General features: G+C 57.9%; 13 protein-coding genes and 4 tRNA genes. 12 read left to right on the top strand and 5 right to left on the bottom strand.

Annotated features, from left to right (window positions below):
- Positions 1-117 precede the first annotated feature (117 nt).
- Positions 118-1,608, bottom strand: coding sequence for a catalase (locus O3648_RS06195; RefSeq protein WP_371569105.1), 1,491 nt, complete (start codon positions 1,606-1,608; stop codon positions 118-120).
- A 130-nt stretch (positions 1,609-1,738) separates the two neighbouring features.
- Positions 1,739-2,326 (bottom strand): Fur family transcriptional regulator, encoded by a 588-nt coding sequence (locus tag O3648_RS06190; protein WP_070685758.1) that lies wholly within the window; start codon positions 2,324-2,326, stop codon positions 1,739-1,741.
- 197 nt (positions 2,327-2,523) lie between these two features.
- On the opposite strand from O3648_RS06190, the gene O3648_RS06185 reads away from it, so the two are divergent.
- A complete protein-coding gene (locus tag O3648_RS06185; RefSeq protein WP_070685756.1) occupies positions 2,524-2,787 on the top strand; it encodes a hypothetical protein in 264 nt (87 codons plus the stop codon).
- Positions 2,788-2,918: 131 nt separating this feature from the next.
- Complete coding sequence (gene htpX / locus O3648_RS06180; RefSeq protein WP_070685754.1) at positions 2,919-3,803, top strand: zinc metalloprotease HtpX; 885 nt, start codon at positions 2,919-2,921, stop codon at positions 3,801-3,803.
- A gap of 206 nt (positions 3,804-4,009) precedes the next feature.
- Here the strand turns inward: htpX and O3648_RS06175 are convergent, their stop codons facing one another.
- On the bottom strand, positions 4,010-4,501 hold the full coding sequence (locus tag O3648_RS06175; RefSeq protein WP_070685752.1) for a YajQ family cyclic di-GMP-binding protein: 492 nt from the start codon (positions 4,499-4,501) through the stop codon (positions 4,010-4,012).
- A gap of 141 nt (positions 4,502-4,642) precedes the next feature.
- Between O3648_RS06175 and O3648_RS06170 the strand changes: the two genes are divergently transcribed.
- The 3 genes from O3648_RS06170 to O3648_RS06160 all read left to right on the top strand — a co-directional run bounded on the left by O3648_RS06170 (position 4,643) and on the right by O3648_RS06160 (position 6,136).
- Complete coding sequence (locus tag O3648_RS06170) at positions 4,643-5,029, top strand: hypothetical protein (protein WP_070685751.1); 387 nt, start codon at positions 4,643-4,645, stop codon at positions 5,027-5,029.
- Positions 5,030-5,279: 250 nt separating this feature from the next.
- Positions 5,280-5,361, top strand: a tRNA-Tyr gene (locus O3648_RS06165).
- A 397-nt stretch (positions 5,362-5,758) separates the two neighbouring features.
- Positions 5,759-6,136 carry a co-chaperone YbbN gene (locus O3648_RS06160; RefSeq protein WP_005504813.1) on the top strand — a complete coding sequence of 126 codons (378 nt, stop codon included), beginning with the start codon at positions 5,759-5,761 and terminating at the stop codon, positions 6,134-6,136.
- 97 nt (positions 6,137-6,233) lie between these two features.
- Here the strand turns inward: O3648_RS06160 and O3648_RS06155 are convergent, their stop codons facing one another.
- Positions 6,234-7,463, bottom strand: a complete 1,230-nt coding sequence (locus O3648_RS06155) for a DNA-3-methyladenine glycosylase (RefSeq protein WP_371569099.1) — start codon at positions 7,461-7,463, stop codon at positions 6,234-6,236.
- A 221-nt stretch (positions 7,464-7,684) separates the two neighbouring features.
- On the opposite strand from O3648_RS06155, the gene O3648_RS06150 reads away from it, so the two are divergent.
- From O3648_RS06150 to O3648_RS06130, 5 genes are all read left to right on the top strand, one after another.
- A complete protein-coding gene (locus O3648_RS06150) occupies positions 7,685-9,547 on the top strand; it encodes a DUF2079 domain-containing protein (protein WP_371569095.1) in 1,863 nt (620 codons plus the stop codon).
- 658 nt (positions 9,548-10,205) lie between these two features.
- A complete protein-coding gene (locus O3648_RS06145) occupies positions 10,206-12,356 on the top strand; it encodes a DEAD/DEAH box helicase (RefSeq protein ID WP_371569093.1) in 2,151 nt (716 codons plus the stop codon).
- Positions 12,357-12,658: 302 nt separating this feature from the next.
- A tRNA-Thr gene (locus tag O3648_RS06140) sits at positions 12,659-12,730 on the top strand.
- A gap of 38 nt (positions 12,731-12,768) precedes the next feature.
- Positions 12,769-12,842 (top strand) — tRNA-Met (locus tag O3648_RS06135).
- Position 12,843: 1 nt separating this feature from the next.
- Positions 12,844-12,915, top strand: a tRNA-Thr gene (locus O3648_RS06130).
- 157 nt (positions 12,916-13,072) lie between these two features.
- On the opposite strand, the gene O3648_RS06125 is transcribed toward O3648_RS06130, so the two are convergent.
- A complete protein-coding gene (locus tag O3648_RS06125; RefSeq protein ID WP_279741380.1) occupies positions 13,073-14,074 on the bottom strand; it encodes an LLM class flavin-dependent oxidoreductase in 1,002 nt (333 codons plus the stop codon).
- Between the two features lie 219 nt (positions 14,075-14,293).
- On the opposite strand from O3648_RS06125, the gene O3648_RS06120 reads away from it, so the two are divergent.
- Both O3648_RS06120 and O3648_RS06115 read left to right on the top strand, forming a co-directional pair.
- A complete protein-coding gene (locus O3648_RS06120) occupies positions 14,294-14,746 on the top strand; it encodes a MaoC family dehydratase N-terminal domain-containing protein (RefSeq protein WP_005504824.1) in 453 nt (150 codons plus the stop codon).
- Positions 14,746-15,207 (top strand): MaoC family dehydratase, encoded by a 462-nt coding sequence (locus O3648_RS06115; protein WP_279741377.1) that lies wholly within the window; start codon positions 14,746-14,748, stop codon positions 15,205-15,207. Before O3648_RS06120 ends, O3648_RS06115 begins: the two co-directional genes overlap by 1 nt.
- Positions 15,208-15,233 lie beyond the last annotated feature (26 nt).

Raw genomic sequence — 15,233 nt, 5'->3', positions numbered from 1 at the left:
AACGGGTTTAAAATATGGGGCCGGTGACTCAACCTCACTGAAAGTCACCGACCCCATAGTAGTAGCCAGCTGTGCGTCATGTTCTCGAATCTACAGGAGAACAGACGCTGCCGTATCTTATGAACCAGATGCGGCGGCTGCCACGGCCTCGCGAACGCGAGAACCGAGCTCAGGGTGAACGCTATCCCAGTATTGGAACGCGCGTTCACGAATCTCGTCGGAACGAACAGCGCCTACGTGACCGGAGATGTTGCTAATCAGGCGTTCGCGTTCTTCGTCGTTCATGGTTACCTCGTAGAGGGTACGAGCCTGCGAGAAATCATCATCATCCGGGCGCAGGGTGTAGGCGGTGCGTACCAGCTCGCCATCAGACTCCCAGCTACCTTCGCCAGCGCGTTCCGCATCCGCATGCGGTCCACCCAGACTATTCGGCGCGTAGGTCGGAACGGAGGGGTCGTTGAAGTTATAACGCATCGAACCGTCATGCGAATAGTTGTTCACCGGCGCTGCGTGTGGTGCGTTCACGGGCAGCTGTGCGAAGTTGGTGCCGATGCGGTAGCGATGCGCATCCGGGTAGGAGAAGATACGACCGAGCAGCATCTTATCGGGCGAAGCCGCGATACCGGGCACAAAATTCGAGGGGGAGAAGGCTGCCTGCTCGATTTCAGCGAAGAAATTCTGCGGGTTGCGATCCAGCACCATGCGGCCCACCTTGATCAGCGGGTAATCCGAGTGTGGCCACACCTTCGTCAGATCGAAGGGGTTAATACGGTAGGTCTTCGCGCTCTCATAGGGCATGATCTGCACATAGAGCGTCCAGGCGGGGTAGTTGCCACGCTCGATAGCCTCGCGCAGGTCGCGGCGGTGGAAGTCAGCATCCTTACCCGCCATTTCATCGGCCTGAGCCTGGGTGAAGAACTCGTTGCCCTGCTCGGTCTTGAAGTGGTACTTAACCCAGAAGCGCTCGCCCTCGGCGTTAATCCACTGGTAGGTGTGAGAGCCGAAGCCGTCCATGTGGCGCAGGGTGCGGGGCAGGCCGCGGTCGCCCATCAGCCAGGTTACCTGGTGCGCCGATGCCGGATTGAGGCTCCAGAAATCCCACTGCATATCGTGATCGCGCAGACCCGAACCGGGCATACGCTTCTGCGAGTGGATGAAGTCGGGGAACTTAATGGCATCGCGAATGAAGAAGATAGGAGTGTTGTTGCCTACCAGGTCGTAGTTGCCTTCGGTGGTGTAGAATTTCACCGCGAAACCGCGTGGGTCACGCCAGGTATCGGGGGAGCCGGATTCGCCCGCCACGGTTGAGAAACGAATCAGCAGCTCGGTTTTAACGCCGGGCTGAAAGAGCGCCGCACGGGTGTACTGCGCAACGTCTTCGGTGGTTTCAAAGTAGCCGTATGCGCCGGTTCCCTTCGCGTGCACCACACGCTCGGGCACACGCTCACGGTTGAACTGAGCGAGCTTTTCAACAGCGTAAGCATCGTGCAGAACGATGGGACCATCGGCGCCCACGGTGAGCGAATGATCATCTGAAGCCACCGGCGTGCCAGTGCTCGTGGTGGTGTAAGAACCGGGATGAATGGGGTTCTGCGGGGTCTGATACATATTTGCTTCTCCTTGTGTTTTTGGTGATGCTATGTGGTTTTCGACGAGCATTCTTCCTGTTTTAGGGTGCAACTAACGAACACCGAGGGGCTGTTTTCACGCCCGGAGTAAGGTGTGGGAATGTGGTTCGTTAGTGCTGAACGCTCGCTGCGGCTTGCATCTGGCTCTTCGCCAGTTCTGCTTCTGCCTCAGTTTGACAGCCTGCGCAGACGCCTCGATACAGTACATCTGCGCTAAAGAGCGCCATGCCATGAAAATTACTGGGAGTCAGGCAAGGCGCGGAACCGACCGCACAGTCCACGTCTTCGACCTTGCCGCAACGTACGCAGAAGGCGTGGTGGTGGTTGTCGCCCGTTCGGGTTTCGTAGAGGGCGGGGGTTCCCGGCGGCTCAAACTTGCGCAGCAGGTCGATATCGGTCAGATCGGCAAGAATCACGTAGACCGACTGAACAGTGATGGCGGGGATGCGCTCGCGGACTGCCTGCACAATGGTGTCGGCGGTGGAGTGCGGGTGATCCTGTACTGCATGGAGTACGGCGAGGCGCTGCTTGGTGACGCGGCGGCCCTTGGCGCGCAGGCCGGTGGTCCATGCTTCTTCGAGCTGTTCGGGGCTCATTGCGGGGAGTAGAGGTAGGCCGGTGGTGTGGGCACAGCCAGTATTGTGGTGTTCTGGATGCTGGGTCTTCTTCGTATCGGAGGTTGTCTTTGCGTCGGTCATAGGTATAAGTCTACACATTATTATGAGAAGTTCATAATTATCTTATGAAAAACTCATAATAAGCCGGTGAAGTGTCCTTTTCATCCACTCTGTGGTGCCCCTCCGCCCCCCCTCTGCTTCGGGTGTAAAAAGATGCCGTACAATCAAAGAACCTAGAGTAACCCGCACCGGCGATTACCATCAAGGAGGATAGGGGCATGGTATACGACTTCACAAATCCCATTTACATTCTGCTGATGGTTTTGCTCTTTGGTGTACCCATCGTGACCCCCGTAATTTACGGTCAATACCGCAGTACTACCACCGGTTTTGATCTGGAGGGGCAGCTGATGCTTGGTCTGCTCTTCACCCTTTTCCTGGGTGCTTACGGCACGATTCTGCTGCTCGGTATTTTCCCGACTGCTACGGCTCAGGTAATGGAGCAGGTGCCCCTGGTGAATATCCCGGGTGCCATTCCCTAACACCTTCCGCATAGTTCGGTGCGCCGGTGACGCTCTGGGTGAATCTGCGTGCCATAAGGTGCGCTGGCGGGTGCTTACACGTACTCTATAGAGTCAAGTACACGCTGACCTATTTGCTCAGGAGGATACCCATGCACAGTCATAACAATGGATTTAAAACTGCCCTGCTGATGGGCTCCATGGTGGGCATGATGTTGCTCATTGGCGGTCTGCTCTCGGTGAGCTTCCGCTCCTCCATTTTCATCTGGATTATGGGTTTGTTCGGTTTGGCTTCGGTCGCGTACACCTACTGGAATTCCGATAAGCTCGCCCTGCGTTCCATGGATGCATACCCGGTTAGTCGTGAAGAGGTTCCGGTGCTTTACGACATTGTGGAGGAGCTGTCCTCCCGCGCGGGTCAGCCCATGCCTGCCCTCTACGTGGCGCCGACTATGACCCCGAATGCGTTCGCAACCGGTCGTAACCCGCAGAATGCGGCGGTGTGCTGCACCGAGGGTATTCTGCAGCTGCTGGATGAGCGCGAGATGCGCGGCGTGCTCGGCCACGAGCTGATGCACGTGTACAACCGCGATATCCTCACCTCCTCCGTTGCGGCGGGTATCGCCTCTATCATCGGTACTGTGGCTCAGTTCCTCTCGTTTGGGGCGATGTTCGGTGGATCCAACCGCGATGGTGAACGCACCAACCCTCTCGCCATGTTCGTGGTTGCCATGCTGGCTCCCATTGCTACGCAGGTCATTCAGATGGCTATTAGTCGCACCCGTGAATTTGACGCCGACGAGGACGGCGCACGTCTGACCGGCGACCCGCTGGCTCTGGCCTCGGCGCTGCACAAGCTGGAGAGCGGTGTGTCCATGTATCCGATGGATCCGAACAACCGCAATACCGAGGCGGCAAGCGCTATGATGATTGCGAATCCCTTCGGTTCGTTGAAGAATATGCTCTCTACTCACCCGCCGATGGATCAGCGTATTGCGCGTCTGCAGCAGCAGGCTCGTGAGATGGGTCAGTACTAAGTCTTTTCTCGCCCTCGTCTCCGGGCTTGAATGTGACCCTCTATGAATATGGCGTTGCATGAATATGACCCGGGGTGACGATTGTGACCCGCGATGACGGGTCGGCAGACAAAAAATCCTCGGGGTGGCTACTGTGGAAGTAGTTACCCCGAGGTTTTTTATGTATTGGTCTCTAACCGTGCTCCCTCGCGGGGGAGTGCATGAGCTTAGCGGTAGTTGGTGAACTGCAGGTCAACCTCAAGGTCGGCGGACTTGAGCATTGCAATGACTTCCTGCAGGTCATCGCGGGACTTGGAGGAGACGCGCAGCTCATCGCCCTGGATGTTCGCCTTCACGCCCTTGGGGCCCTCTTCGCGAATCATCTTGGAGATTTTCTTTGCCTGATCCTGTGCGATGCCTTCCTTGATGGAGCACTCGATGCGGGTTTCCTTGCCGGATGCGTAGGGTTTGCCGGAGTCCAGGGACTTCAGGGAGATGCCGCGCTTGACCAGTTTGGACTGGAAAACGTCCAGCACTGCCAGTGCGCGCTCTTCGGCGTTTGCCTTGATGAGGATTTTGTCGCCGGAGTAATCGATTTCTGCGCCAACGCCGCGGAAGTCGTAACGCTGGGAGATCTCCTTCTGCGCTTGGTGCAGTGCGTTGGAAACTTCCTGCTTGTCCACCTTGGACACAATGTCGAATGACGATTCGCTAGCCATGGGCTTTCCTTTCGTGAATGAGGTGCTTCTGGCACCGGTTAGTACTAGCCTACCGGGTTGGGGCTCTTGTTCACAGCTAACTAACAGAAATACGGGCCTGTTTTACAGGTGTTACCAACCTAAAAAGAGGACAATAGAGATATGACTATTCATAATCTGTCTGTAACGGACGCACACACGAGCGAGGAAGCTCGCGATCTGCAAACCCTGCTCTTCATTGACTTACATACCTCTCTGGGTGCTGAGCCCGAAGATATTCCTGAGGCTGAGCGCCTCAGCGAGTCTGACCACAACGATATTCACCTTGACCCACATTCGGAAGAATCTAAGGATTCTCCCTTTGAAGGCATTGGTATTACTCTGACTGAGCCTTCACTGGTGGCACGTTTCCGTGGTGTTCGCCGTGATCTGGAACGTGAGATTGCCGGTGACATGTGTACTGTGGAGCAGGCGCGCCGCTACCTGGAGCACCTGGAGATTGTGCTTCTGCTTGAACAGGATGGCGATATTCCTTCCCGTTCCTTCTAAAACTGCTGTAGGTGGTGGCTTTATTCACGGCTTTATTCATAAGGTGAGAGCACGCGCGCTGCGATAGATGTGTGCGATAGATATGGGTGCGCGGTGAGCGTGTGATGATGCTCTTGCGTGATGAAAAGACGATAAATGCAACCAGATATATAACCTTCGTCACAAAACCCTATGTGAAGTGTACAAGTCTCTAAAACTGCTGTAGAGTAGTCTCTGTTCGCTTGAGCGAGCAACTAGCACTTAGCTAGGCGGCAGGTTACCCGAGCGGCCAAAGGGGGCTGACTGTAAATCAGCTGGCACTGCCTACGGGGGTTCGAATCCCTCACCTGCCACAAATAGCCCGGTTACAAAAGTAACCGGGTTTTTGTGTATCTAAAACTAGTTTCAGGGTGGATCCCGTAGCCGCTTTCTAGCCAAGCCGCTTTCCACTGCGATGATCTTCTATCATAGTGGTCTTCCACGGCTGCGCCCGTATTTTCTTGGTACCCACATTGGGGGCTTTCCCCAGGACGCTGTAGGGGATAACCAAGGGACTTCGCCTGCCGAGTCGGGCGCCTCCATTATTCGGCTATGAGGGCATTCGCCAGAGTATTCGCGGCACGCCCGTAAACCGGCTGAAACAGCCGCGAAAAGTACTTACTATGACCGCAATTTGTCATATCTTTCACAATGTTTGAATCCCAGGGCGAACAATTAGCGATTGGGGTCTTGAGGGTGTAGCTTTATCTCATGGCTACTATTGAAATTACTCAGCAGAACCTGACTGCTACCGTCGAGAGCAACGACATCGTCTTCCTGGACTTCTGGGCAGATTGGTGCGGTCCCTGCAAGCAGTTCTCTCCCGTCTACGAGGCGGCTTCGGAGAAGCACAGTGACATTGTTTTCGGCAAGGTCGACACCGAGGACCAGGGCCAGCTTGCTCAGGCAGCAGGCATCACCTCCATTCCCACCATCATGGGCTTCCGTGGCGGTATCCTGGTTTACCAGCAGGCTGGCGCACTGCGCGAAGACCAGCTGGAGACCGTAATCGGTTCGATCCGCGAGCTCGACATGGACAAGGTCCGTGCAGAGATCGCAGCAGCAGAGGGCTCTGCAGAGAAGAAGTAAGGCTCAACACTACAAAAGAGCTTGAACGGGGTGTACCCGCCGGCACAACCGGCAGGGGCGCCCCGTCCCCTTTTAACCTCGTGAGGGTGCAGGAGCATTAGCGGTCGCGGTGATCCTCAATGGTCATGCGCGCCCCGTAGCGCTGCTTCGAAAAGCCTGAAGCATGCATGAGCCGCACCAGACGCTGCCGATGCGGGCTAAAGGGCGCCAGCAGAGTGAGCATTCCCGCATCATCGGTGCGCTGACCGGTGAACAGCTCACCGACCGCGTGCGCCAGATGGTAGTCGCCCACGCTGATGGCGTCAGGGTGCCCGCACACCCGTTGCAGGGCCTCGGAAATACTCCACGGGCCCACACCGCGCACAGTGTGCAGGCTTCGCGCCAGTAGCGCGATGTCGCCTTCTGCCGCAATGTTTTTTAGAGATTCTGCGGAACGAGCGTAAGCGTACACAGCGTCGTAGCGGCTTTTATCAACACCGGCCCGATGCCAATCCCAGGTAGGAATCATCGCCAGGGTCCGGGCGCTTGGGTAGACGCGCATTCCTTCCGGCTGATGCCCCAACCCGGGTAAAGGGGCGGGGGAACCGTACTTTCGCAGAACCCAGCCCAGGGCTCTGAACGCTTCGGTCTGGGTGATGCGCTGTTCCACAATGGCGTTGAGCATCTGCCGGTCCAGCTGCCCCGAGGCGCTGAGGCGGAGCCCCGGATTCTGCCGCCAGGCCTGCTGAACACGGGACGGAAGAGACTCAAAAGAAGACAGCGCGCCGAACTGCTCAGCGGGGTCGTGCAACCCCAGCCAGTACGTCATTTCCTGCGCTAACGCCTGAAGGTCGGCTCGCGCCTGCATCTGCTGATTAGCGGCACTATAAGAAACCCAGATGCGAATACGCACCGGGCGCATCAGCAGGCGATGTAGGGAGGGGAGGGCCTCGGGAAGCTTAGCGGGCTGCCCCAATCGTTCGGCGTACAGCACTGCCGGGAACTCATGAAACGGCGTGCGAGCCGTCAACCAAATCCTTTCGGCACCATCCGCGCGGCTCAGCGCACGATACGAAAGATCCTGGGCACCGCGGCGTAGCGACCCCAACGTCTGCACCAACTGCACCGGAACATGCGGCTCAATCACAACCTCGCACACCTCCGGGCTCAGAACGCCCGGAAGAGACGAAACAGCGGGGGAGAGAGTACGAATCTGAATGCGTGGTTCGTAAAGAGCATCCGCAAGCGCCGGTGCATAGGGTACACCAGCTGCCGCCAAAGGATGCCGGGTGTGCCGTGCATCCGCTTCGGAGCGGCCATGCGGAGAAACAGGAGGAATCGTACTCACCCCACCAGTCTATTCCCTCATTGACGATGCCCAACCAATATACGCCCCTCAGCTAAAGTGACAGAAATACCCGGCAGAGCAGTCACACCGCTAATGCGATACCCTAAAAGATAGAGCAGAAATGAACGCAAACACCGCCACCGGCACTATATAGGCTATGCGTTCTGCCCGTTCACAAGGGCGCCTACAGCCCGGACATGCACCCCGAGAGAAGGACGCCTATGGCAGCGGAAGCACAAGAAGCATCCTCGAATACTGACGCACCTGAACAGAAGAACAGTACCGCCACCAGCGCGGGCCGTACTCAGCGCGCCAAGAAACAGTCGCGTCAGTCCCTTACTGAGCGCGTCAAGAGCATCCGCCCCCTAGAACTACTACCCGGTCTGTTGCTATCCGCCGCCGTTATGGCGTTGTACACCTACTATTCGCTGCAACAGATGAAGCACTGGATTACCCCCTCTTGGGATCTAGCGATTTTTACCCAGATGGCACAGGCGTACTCGCACTTCTCTGTACCCATCGTGCCTATTAAGGGGCCCAATTTTAACCTCTGGGGTGATCACTTCCACCCGATTCTGGTACTCCTGGGACCTGTCTATGCGTTGTTCCCCTCACCGACCACGCTACTGGTGGTGCAGAACGCCCTGGTTGCCTTCGCAAGCTTTGCCATTGTGCGCTTCACTCAGCGTGCCTTCGCGCTCGCCCAGAAAACTGAAGATACGCAGAAAACTGAAGATGCGCAGAAGAGCGAACCGACGCAGAACGTTCAATCCGCAAAACTTCAGGGCGTTATCCCGACCATCACCGGTCTGCTACTCGGCGCCGGATTCGCCCTCAGCTTTGGCGTTCAGCAAGCTATCGCCGCCCAATTCCACGAAGTAGCCTTCGCCGTGCCGCTGCTCGCCATGAGCCTCGGTTACCTGGTGCTCGCCTCTCGCGTGAGCGGCACCGAACGCGCACGCTACCTCGCCTATGCTTGCTGGTGGGCTCTACCCATTGCCTTCGTCAAAGAAGATATGGGCATTACTGTCGCAGCCATCGGCCTCATTATCTTTATCCGCACCGGCTGGCTGAGCACCGCCGTAGACATTCTGATGCCGCGCCTCTCTGTGGGCACCCCGGCCCCGATGCGAATCCGCGTGCATCAGCTCTACTCCTCCTGGGCTCGCACCCCCGCCGTCGCCGAATCGACCATGGTCATGATTTGGGGCGTATTCTGGTCGGCCGTTGCCATCTACGTGATTCTGCCCTACTTCAACAGTGGGGGACACTTCGACTATGCAGACAAGGTGAACTTCTCTGCGGCTCTGGGCGACCCCTTCGGTTCGGCACTGCAGATGCTCAGCAACAACACCAAGCTGGCAACCCTCAGCCTGCTACTCATTACCGGGGCAGTCCTCTGGGTGATTTCTCCGCTCGCGGCAATAGTTCTACCGACCCTTGCGTGGCGTCTGCTCTCCACCATGGAGTCCTACTGGGCAAGCACCTGGCACTACTCGCTCGTGCTCATGCCCATCGTCTTCCTCGCCCTGCTTGACGCCGTCATGCGGATACGCTACGGCGTGGTTCCCGCAGTGGTTCCGATACGCTCGGCTACGCGCGCAATCGATAGCGCCTCCGCACAGAAACCTCAGACCAACACCCAGCCCAGCCGCCTCACCGCCACGGTACGCCGCATGCCCGTGTGGGCTCTACCCGCCGTGGCGCTCTTCCTTGCTGCATCCCCGATTTTTATGCCCGGCTCCCAGCAGCCCCTCGCATCCCTGGGTAATGTGCAGTTCACCGCCTCCGCGCTGACTAGGACTGACCAGATGAAGCAGGACGCCGTCCAGAAGGTACCCGAAGGGGTATTGGTCGCATCTGACCTGTCGATTCTGACTCAGCTGATTCCTGGTCGTACCGTCTACTGGATTGGACATGATGGTGAGCCTGCCCCCGACTACGTGGTCATCGACCGCATGAGCAACTCCTGGGGTGGCAACCCGCCGACCAACGCCGCACAGTATGCGGCTGACCGCTACCGCCACTCCTACGCGAAGTACGCGACCGTTGGCACGATTGATATTGTGCGGCGCGTAGATTAATCCGAGGAATACATAGGCATGATGCGTGCCTGAAAAGCGCCCGCCCTCCGGCTGTGAGGGTGGGTGCTCGCCGTTAAGAGATGAGGTTTTAAGCACCTTTTGAGGTCAGATAGGTGCCGCTACGGTACACTAGGTAGAACACGGGAACCCCCGATGAAGGTCTTGTGCGCACCCAGCACCCAAGGTGGTGCTGGAATTGTAGGTGCGCCGTACTCACCATCACCGATTGATACGCCCCATAAACTTGCGGTTTACACCGTACACGCGGGCTTCTCTTAACGATCTCTGGTCCAGCGTCTTTGCTACGTCTGCTGTAACAGATACACCACCGCCGTAGAGCGAGAAGGCGAACCACCAGGAATACGTGATATTACATGTGAGCATTACCCACCCTGTACACCCCTGTATCACAGGGACTACTGTGCGCCGAGCGTAGAGTATGAGTAGACGTGCGGATAATGTGCAGAGAAATTCAAGACCACCCCCAGCAAAAGCCGCTACCCGTAGCATCCGCAGAATACCTCTGCAGAATGTGCCGGTAACGGAGGCTCCCTGGACGTTCTACTCCCCAGGGGATGATGTGTGGCTGGGCCGTGAAGGGGACACCCGGTAAGCGCCGAAAAGCGTGCGCTTCCACCCCTACCGTATAGAGGAAAAATTGACTGAGAATACTGCTACCCCGGCCGAACTGAATGCCGAGGCAGAGGCCGTTGTGACCACCGAGAATACCCTTGGGAGCACTGCTGTAGAAGCAGAAGAAACCACCGTAGAAACTACTGCAGAAGCACCCGCCGCAGAAGAAACCGCCGAAAAGGCTGAAGAAGAAGGCGTACGCTTCACCGACCTGGGCCTGGATGGCCGTGTCCTGGCTGCCCTGGAAGAGGTTGGCTACGAGAAGCCGTCCCCCATCCAGGAACAGACTATCCCCCTGCTGCTTGAGGGCCACGACGTGGTTGGTCTGGCACAGACCGGTACCGGTAAGACCGCAGCATTCGCGTTGCCGGCGCTGTCCCGCATGGCTGAACTCGCCGACATCAACGGCGTCTCCCGCGACACCCAGGTTCTGGTTCTGGCACCCACCCGTGAGCTGGCTTTGCAGGTTGCAGAAGCCTTCTCCTCCTACGCAACCCACATGGCGGACTTCACCGTTCTGCCTATCTACGGTGGCTCCCCCTATGGCCCGCAGCTGGCCGGTCTGCGCCGCGGCGCACAGGTCGTTGTCGGTACCCCTGGCCGCGTGATTGACCACCTGGAAAAGGGCTCCCTGGACCTGTCCAACCTGCAGTACCTGGTGCTGGATGAGGCAGACGAAATGCTGCGCATGGGCTTCGCCGAAGACGTGGAAAAGATCCTCGAAGGCACCCCCGACACCAAGCAGGTTGCACTCTTCTCCGCAACCATGCCCAACTCGATCCGCAAGATCGCTCAGCAGTACCTGAATGATCCCACTGAGATTCGTGTCAAAGCTAAGACCACCACTAGCGCAAATATTACTCAGCGCTACATGCAGGTCATGCACTCCCACAAGCTGGATGCAATGACCCGCGTGCTCGAGGTCGAAAACTACGACGGCATTATCGTCTTCGTGCGCACCAAGAAGGAAACCGAGGAAGTTGCCGACAAGCTGAAGGCACGTGGTTTCGCGGCAGCAGCGATTAACGGTGACATCCCCCAGCAGCTGCGTGAGCGCACCGTTGACGCCCTGCGTGACGGCCGCATCGACATCCTCGTTGCAACCGATGTAGCGGCACGCGGTCTGGATGTTGAACGCATCTCCCTGGTCGTTAACTACGACATCCCCCACGACACCGAGTCCTACGTGCACCGTATCGGTCGTACCGGCCGTGCAGGTCGCGAGGGTGCAGCAATCCTCTTTGTCACCCCGCGTGAGAAGTACATGCTGCGTCAGATCGAGAAGGCAACCCGCCAGAAGGTCGAGCCGATGCACATGCCCACCGCAGAGGCAGTGAATGAGACCCGTAAGCAGCGCTTCGCTCAGCAGATTACCGAGACCATCGAGTCTGAGGACCTGAGCTTCTTCCGCCAGATTATCGAGGACTATGAGAACGAGCACGACACCACCGCTGAGGACATTGCAGCCGCACTGGCTATTATCGCTCAGCAGGGTCGCCCCTTCTTCCTGGATGAGGAGGAAGATATTGCCCGTAACTCTCGCCCCTTCTCTGACGATGATTCGGACCGCGGCGGACGTAAGGCAAAGCGCGCGCACAACGACGAGGGTATGGTCAACTACAAGCTGAACGTTGGCCGTTCCTCCCGCGTGACCGCAGGTGCTATTGTGGGTGCGCTGGCTAACGAGGGTGGCATTAAGGGCTCCCAGATTGGCTCCATCGACATTCGCCAGCACTTCACCATTGTTGGCCTGCCCGAGGACCTGCCCCGCGACTTCTTCGATCGCCTGCGCGACACCAAGATTGCTGGCGAGTTCATCAACATCCGCAAGGACAACGGTCCCAGGGGTGGCGGCCGCAGCTTCGGTGGTGGTCGTCGTGAGGGCGGTTTCCGCGACTTTGATCGTCGTGAGGGTGGCCGTCGTGAAGGTGGTTACCGCGGTAACCGTGACGGTGGCCGTGACTTCGGCGGCGACCGCGATTTCAAGCGTCGTGACTTCGGTGGCAAGCGCAATGACCGTGACTTCGGTGGCCGTGATAACCGCCGCGATGGCGGCTACCGCGGTAACCGTGATGGTGGCCGTGACTTCGGTGGCCGTGATAATCGTCGTGAGGGTGGCTACCGTGGCAACCGTGACGGTGGCCGTAACTTTGGCGGCCGCGGCAAGCGCTACTAAGATTTCGGCTAAGCTTGAATCTGCGGTATGAGGGCTTGCTGAGGCTATCGGTTAGTAGCCTTGTCATCCGCATATGATTCAAGACCGGCAGGGGAGTGATGAGCTCTCCTGCCGGTCTTTATGTATTTGTGTGTTGATGTGTTTCCAGCAGCTGTTGCGGTGGCATCTGGTCAATGCTGGGCTCCTGGTCTTCACTGGGCTCTCATGCGGCAATGTGGAGAACAATCAAGCATAAAATGTGGCGTATGCCATAGCTTTTCCGCTTGCGAGCATTCGTGAAGACCTGTATAGTTTTACCTGTTGCCCCGATAGCTCAGTGGTAGAGCGCCATCTTGGTAAGATGGAGGTCCCGGGATCGATTCCCGGTCGGGGCTCTCTCATTAATTCATGCGAGAGCACGTATTAATGATGTGGCGGTGTAGCTCAGCTGGTTAGAGCGCACGACTCATAATCGTGAGGTCGACGGATCGAGCCCGTCCACCGCTACGCCCCGATAGCTCAGTGGTAGAGCGCCATCTTGGTAAGATGGAGGTCCCGGGATCGATTCCCGGTCGGGGCTCAGATAAGCCTGTCTCTTCGGAGGCAGGCTTTTTTGTTTACCCATTTTATTTGCCGAAAGCCCGGTCTGCAGGCGCTCAGCGCATGGCTCGATGCCGGGTATAGTAAAGCCCCCGAGAAAAAATCGGGGGCTTCATCTTTATGCTCTAATCTAAGCGTTAGGAGGTGCGGCGCACAACCGGCAGCTGGGACAGTAGCTCGTAGGAGCGCAGACGGTCCTCGTGCTCCCACGCCTCGGTCATGACGATAAGCTCGTCAGCGCCTGTGCGCGCCACCAGGTCCTCAATACGAGCCTGCGCGGTGGTGGGGGAACCTACGATTGCCTCGGCGGTCATACGTTCAATGTGCATCTTCTCAGAGTCGGTCCAGATGGCGTCCATATCTTTCACGGGAGGTGCAAAAGACAGATTGCCTCGCACCACACCCAGGAAATGCTGCTGCTGGGTCGTGTACAGGTAGCGTGCTTGCTCATCGGTATCGGCGAGCATCGCGGTTGCACCCACCATGACGTAGGGCTGTTCCAGGTGCTCCGAGGGCTTGAAGTTCGCACGGTAGGTGTCCACCGCCTCCTGTAGCATCGCGGGTGCAAAATGCGAAGCGAACGCGTAGGGTAGACCCAGCTGCGCGGCAAGCTGCGCACCGAACAGGGAAGAACCCAGAATGTACAGGGGCACATTCGAGCCCTGACCAGGAATGGCGTGCACACGGTGCATGGGGGAGGGCTCACCCAGGAAACGCTGCAGCTGCTGTACTTCGGAGGGGAAGCTCATGGCGGCAGAATCGTCGCGGCGCAGAGCGGCGGCGGTCATCGGGTCAGTGCCGGGCGCACGGCCCACACCCAGATCAATACGACCGGGGTGGAACGCGTTGAGGGTACCGAACTGTTCAGCCACCACGTAGGGTGCATGGTTGGGAAGCATAATGCCGCCCGAACCCACGCGAATACGCTCGGTTGCGGCGGCAATCTCCGCCATGACCACGACGGTTGCAGAGGACAGCAGGGAGCCGGCATTGTGGTGCTCGGCGACCCAGAAACGCTCGTAGCCGTAGGATTCAGCCGCGCGGGCGGCATCGATGGTATTGAGCATGGTCTGGTGCTGACGCTGATCGGGGCGGTGCGGCATCAGGTCAAGCACCGAAATTTTTATGTTGGAAGACATAATTTTTCCTTCTTGATTGATTGCGGGTACCCGTTCAGCATACGCTTGCTCAGGCTGTAGGGGTAGGGGTGTGCCGGGCGCCTTCGCTAGTAGGTAAAAATGCGACGAAATACTGCACGCCTACATTCTGGCTGCCTGCATACCGGTTATCTGCACAGTGGTCTGTCCACTCTGTGCATTTGAGCTGAACACTGTGCATAAGAACGGTAGACTGAAACCATGAGCATTAACCCTGAGATTGTAGGCAGGGTCTACCCGTCCGAGAACACCTACGTTGTCGGCCGTGAAAAGATCCGCGAATTTGCCCGAGCAGTTCACGCAGAAAACCCCCTCCACCACGACGTTGAGGCAGCCCGCGCGGCAGGGTACGCAGATGTGATTGCCCCGCCGACCTTCGCCATTATCCTGGCGCAGGCAGCTGACGCGGCACTCATCAACGATGATTCCGCCGGTATTGATTTCTCTCGCGTGGTGCACGCCGACCAGCGCTTCACCCACCACCGCCCCATCGTTGCCGGTGATGAGCTGCGCACCGAAGTTCACGTGGACTCCGTACGCGTCATGGGTGCTGGCGCAATGCTGACCACCCGCGAAGAAATCGTTGACGCGCAGGGCGAGCCGGTCACCACCTGCATCTCTTCCCTGCTGGTTCGTGCTGAGGAGGAAAACTAATGGTGCGTTTTGAAGATCTTGAAAAGAGCCAGGACATCGGTTCGCGTACCGTGGAGATCTCCCGCGCTTCGCTGGTGCGTTATGCTGGCGCATCCGGTGACTTCAACCCGATTCACTGGAACGAGCGTTTCGCTCAGTCTGTGGGACTGTCCGGCGTGATTGCTCACGGCATGCTGACCATGGGTACCGCAGTGCAGCTCGTGAGTGACTGGGTGGGTGATCCCGGCGCGATTGTGGACTACCAGACTCGATTCACCAAGCCCGTTCCCGTGGCGGATGCACCTGGCGGTGAAAACCCCGACACCCCCACGAACGCCCTGACCATCAGCGGTAAGGTGGGTGCCCTGAATGAGGAAGAGTGTACCGCCCGCATTGACCTGACAGTCACCGCTCGTGATGAGGAAGGCAAGGAGCAGAAGGTTCTGATGAAGAGCCAGGCTGTGGTTCGTCTCTCGGCATAGAGTTTCTGCGCTTGCAGATAGCCGTG

Source organism: Rothia sp. 27098_8_161 (assembly GCF_041432905.1).
Classification (GTDB): Bacteria; Actinomycetota; Actinomycetes; order Actinomycetales; family Micrococcaceae; genus Rothia.
The sequence above is the reverse complement of the archived record's forward strand: the minus strand, read 5'-3'. Positions and strand labels throughout refer to the sequence as shown.

Bases quoted from the DNA above. Each gene is read 5' to 3' on its own strand.
- O3648_RS06195 (WP_371569105.1), bottom strand. From the start codon at position 1,608: ATGTATCAGACCCCGCAGAACCCCATTCATCCCGGTTCTTACACCACC.
- O3648_RS06190 (WP_070685758.1), bottom strand. From the start codon at position 2,326: ATGACCGACGCAAAGACAACCTCCGATACGAAGAAGACCCAGCATCCA.
- O3648_RS06185 (WP_070685756.1), top strand. From the start codon at position 2,524: ATGGTATACGACTTCACAAATCCCATTTACATTCTGCTGATGGTTTTG.
- htpX (WP_070685754.1), top strand. From the start codon at position 2,919: ATGCACAGTCATAACAATGGATTTAAAACTGCCCTGCTGATGGGCTCC.
- O3648_RS06175 (WP_070685752.1), bottom strand. From the start codon at position 4,501: ATGGCTAGCGAATCGTCATTCGACATTGTGTCCAAGGTGGACAAGCAG.
- O3648_RS06170 (WP_070685751.1), top strand. From the start codon at position 4,643: ATGACTATTCATAATCTGTCTGTAACGGACGCACACACGAGCGAGGAA.
- O3648_RS06160 (WP_005504813.1), top strand. From the start codon at position 5,759: ATGGCTACTATTGAAATTACTCAGCAGAACCTGACTGCTACCGTCGAG.
- O3648_RS06150 (WP_371569095.1), top strand. From the start codon at position 7,685: ATGGCAGCGGAAGCACAAGAAGCATCCTCGAATACTGACGCACCTGAA.
- O3648_RS06125 (WP_279741380.1), bottom strand. From the start codon at position 14,074: ATGTCTTCCAACATAAAAATTTCGGTGCTTGACCTGATGCCGCACCGC.
- O3648_RS06120 (WP_005504824.1), top strand. From the start codon at position 14,294: ATGAGCATTAACCCTGAGATTGTAGGCAGGGTCTACCCGTCCGAGAAC.
- O3648_RS06115 (WP_279741377.1), top strand. From the start codon at position 14,746: ATGGTGCGTTTTGAAGATCTTGAAAAGAGCCAGGACATCGGTTCGCGT.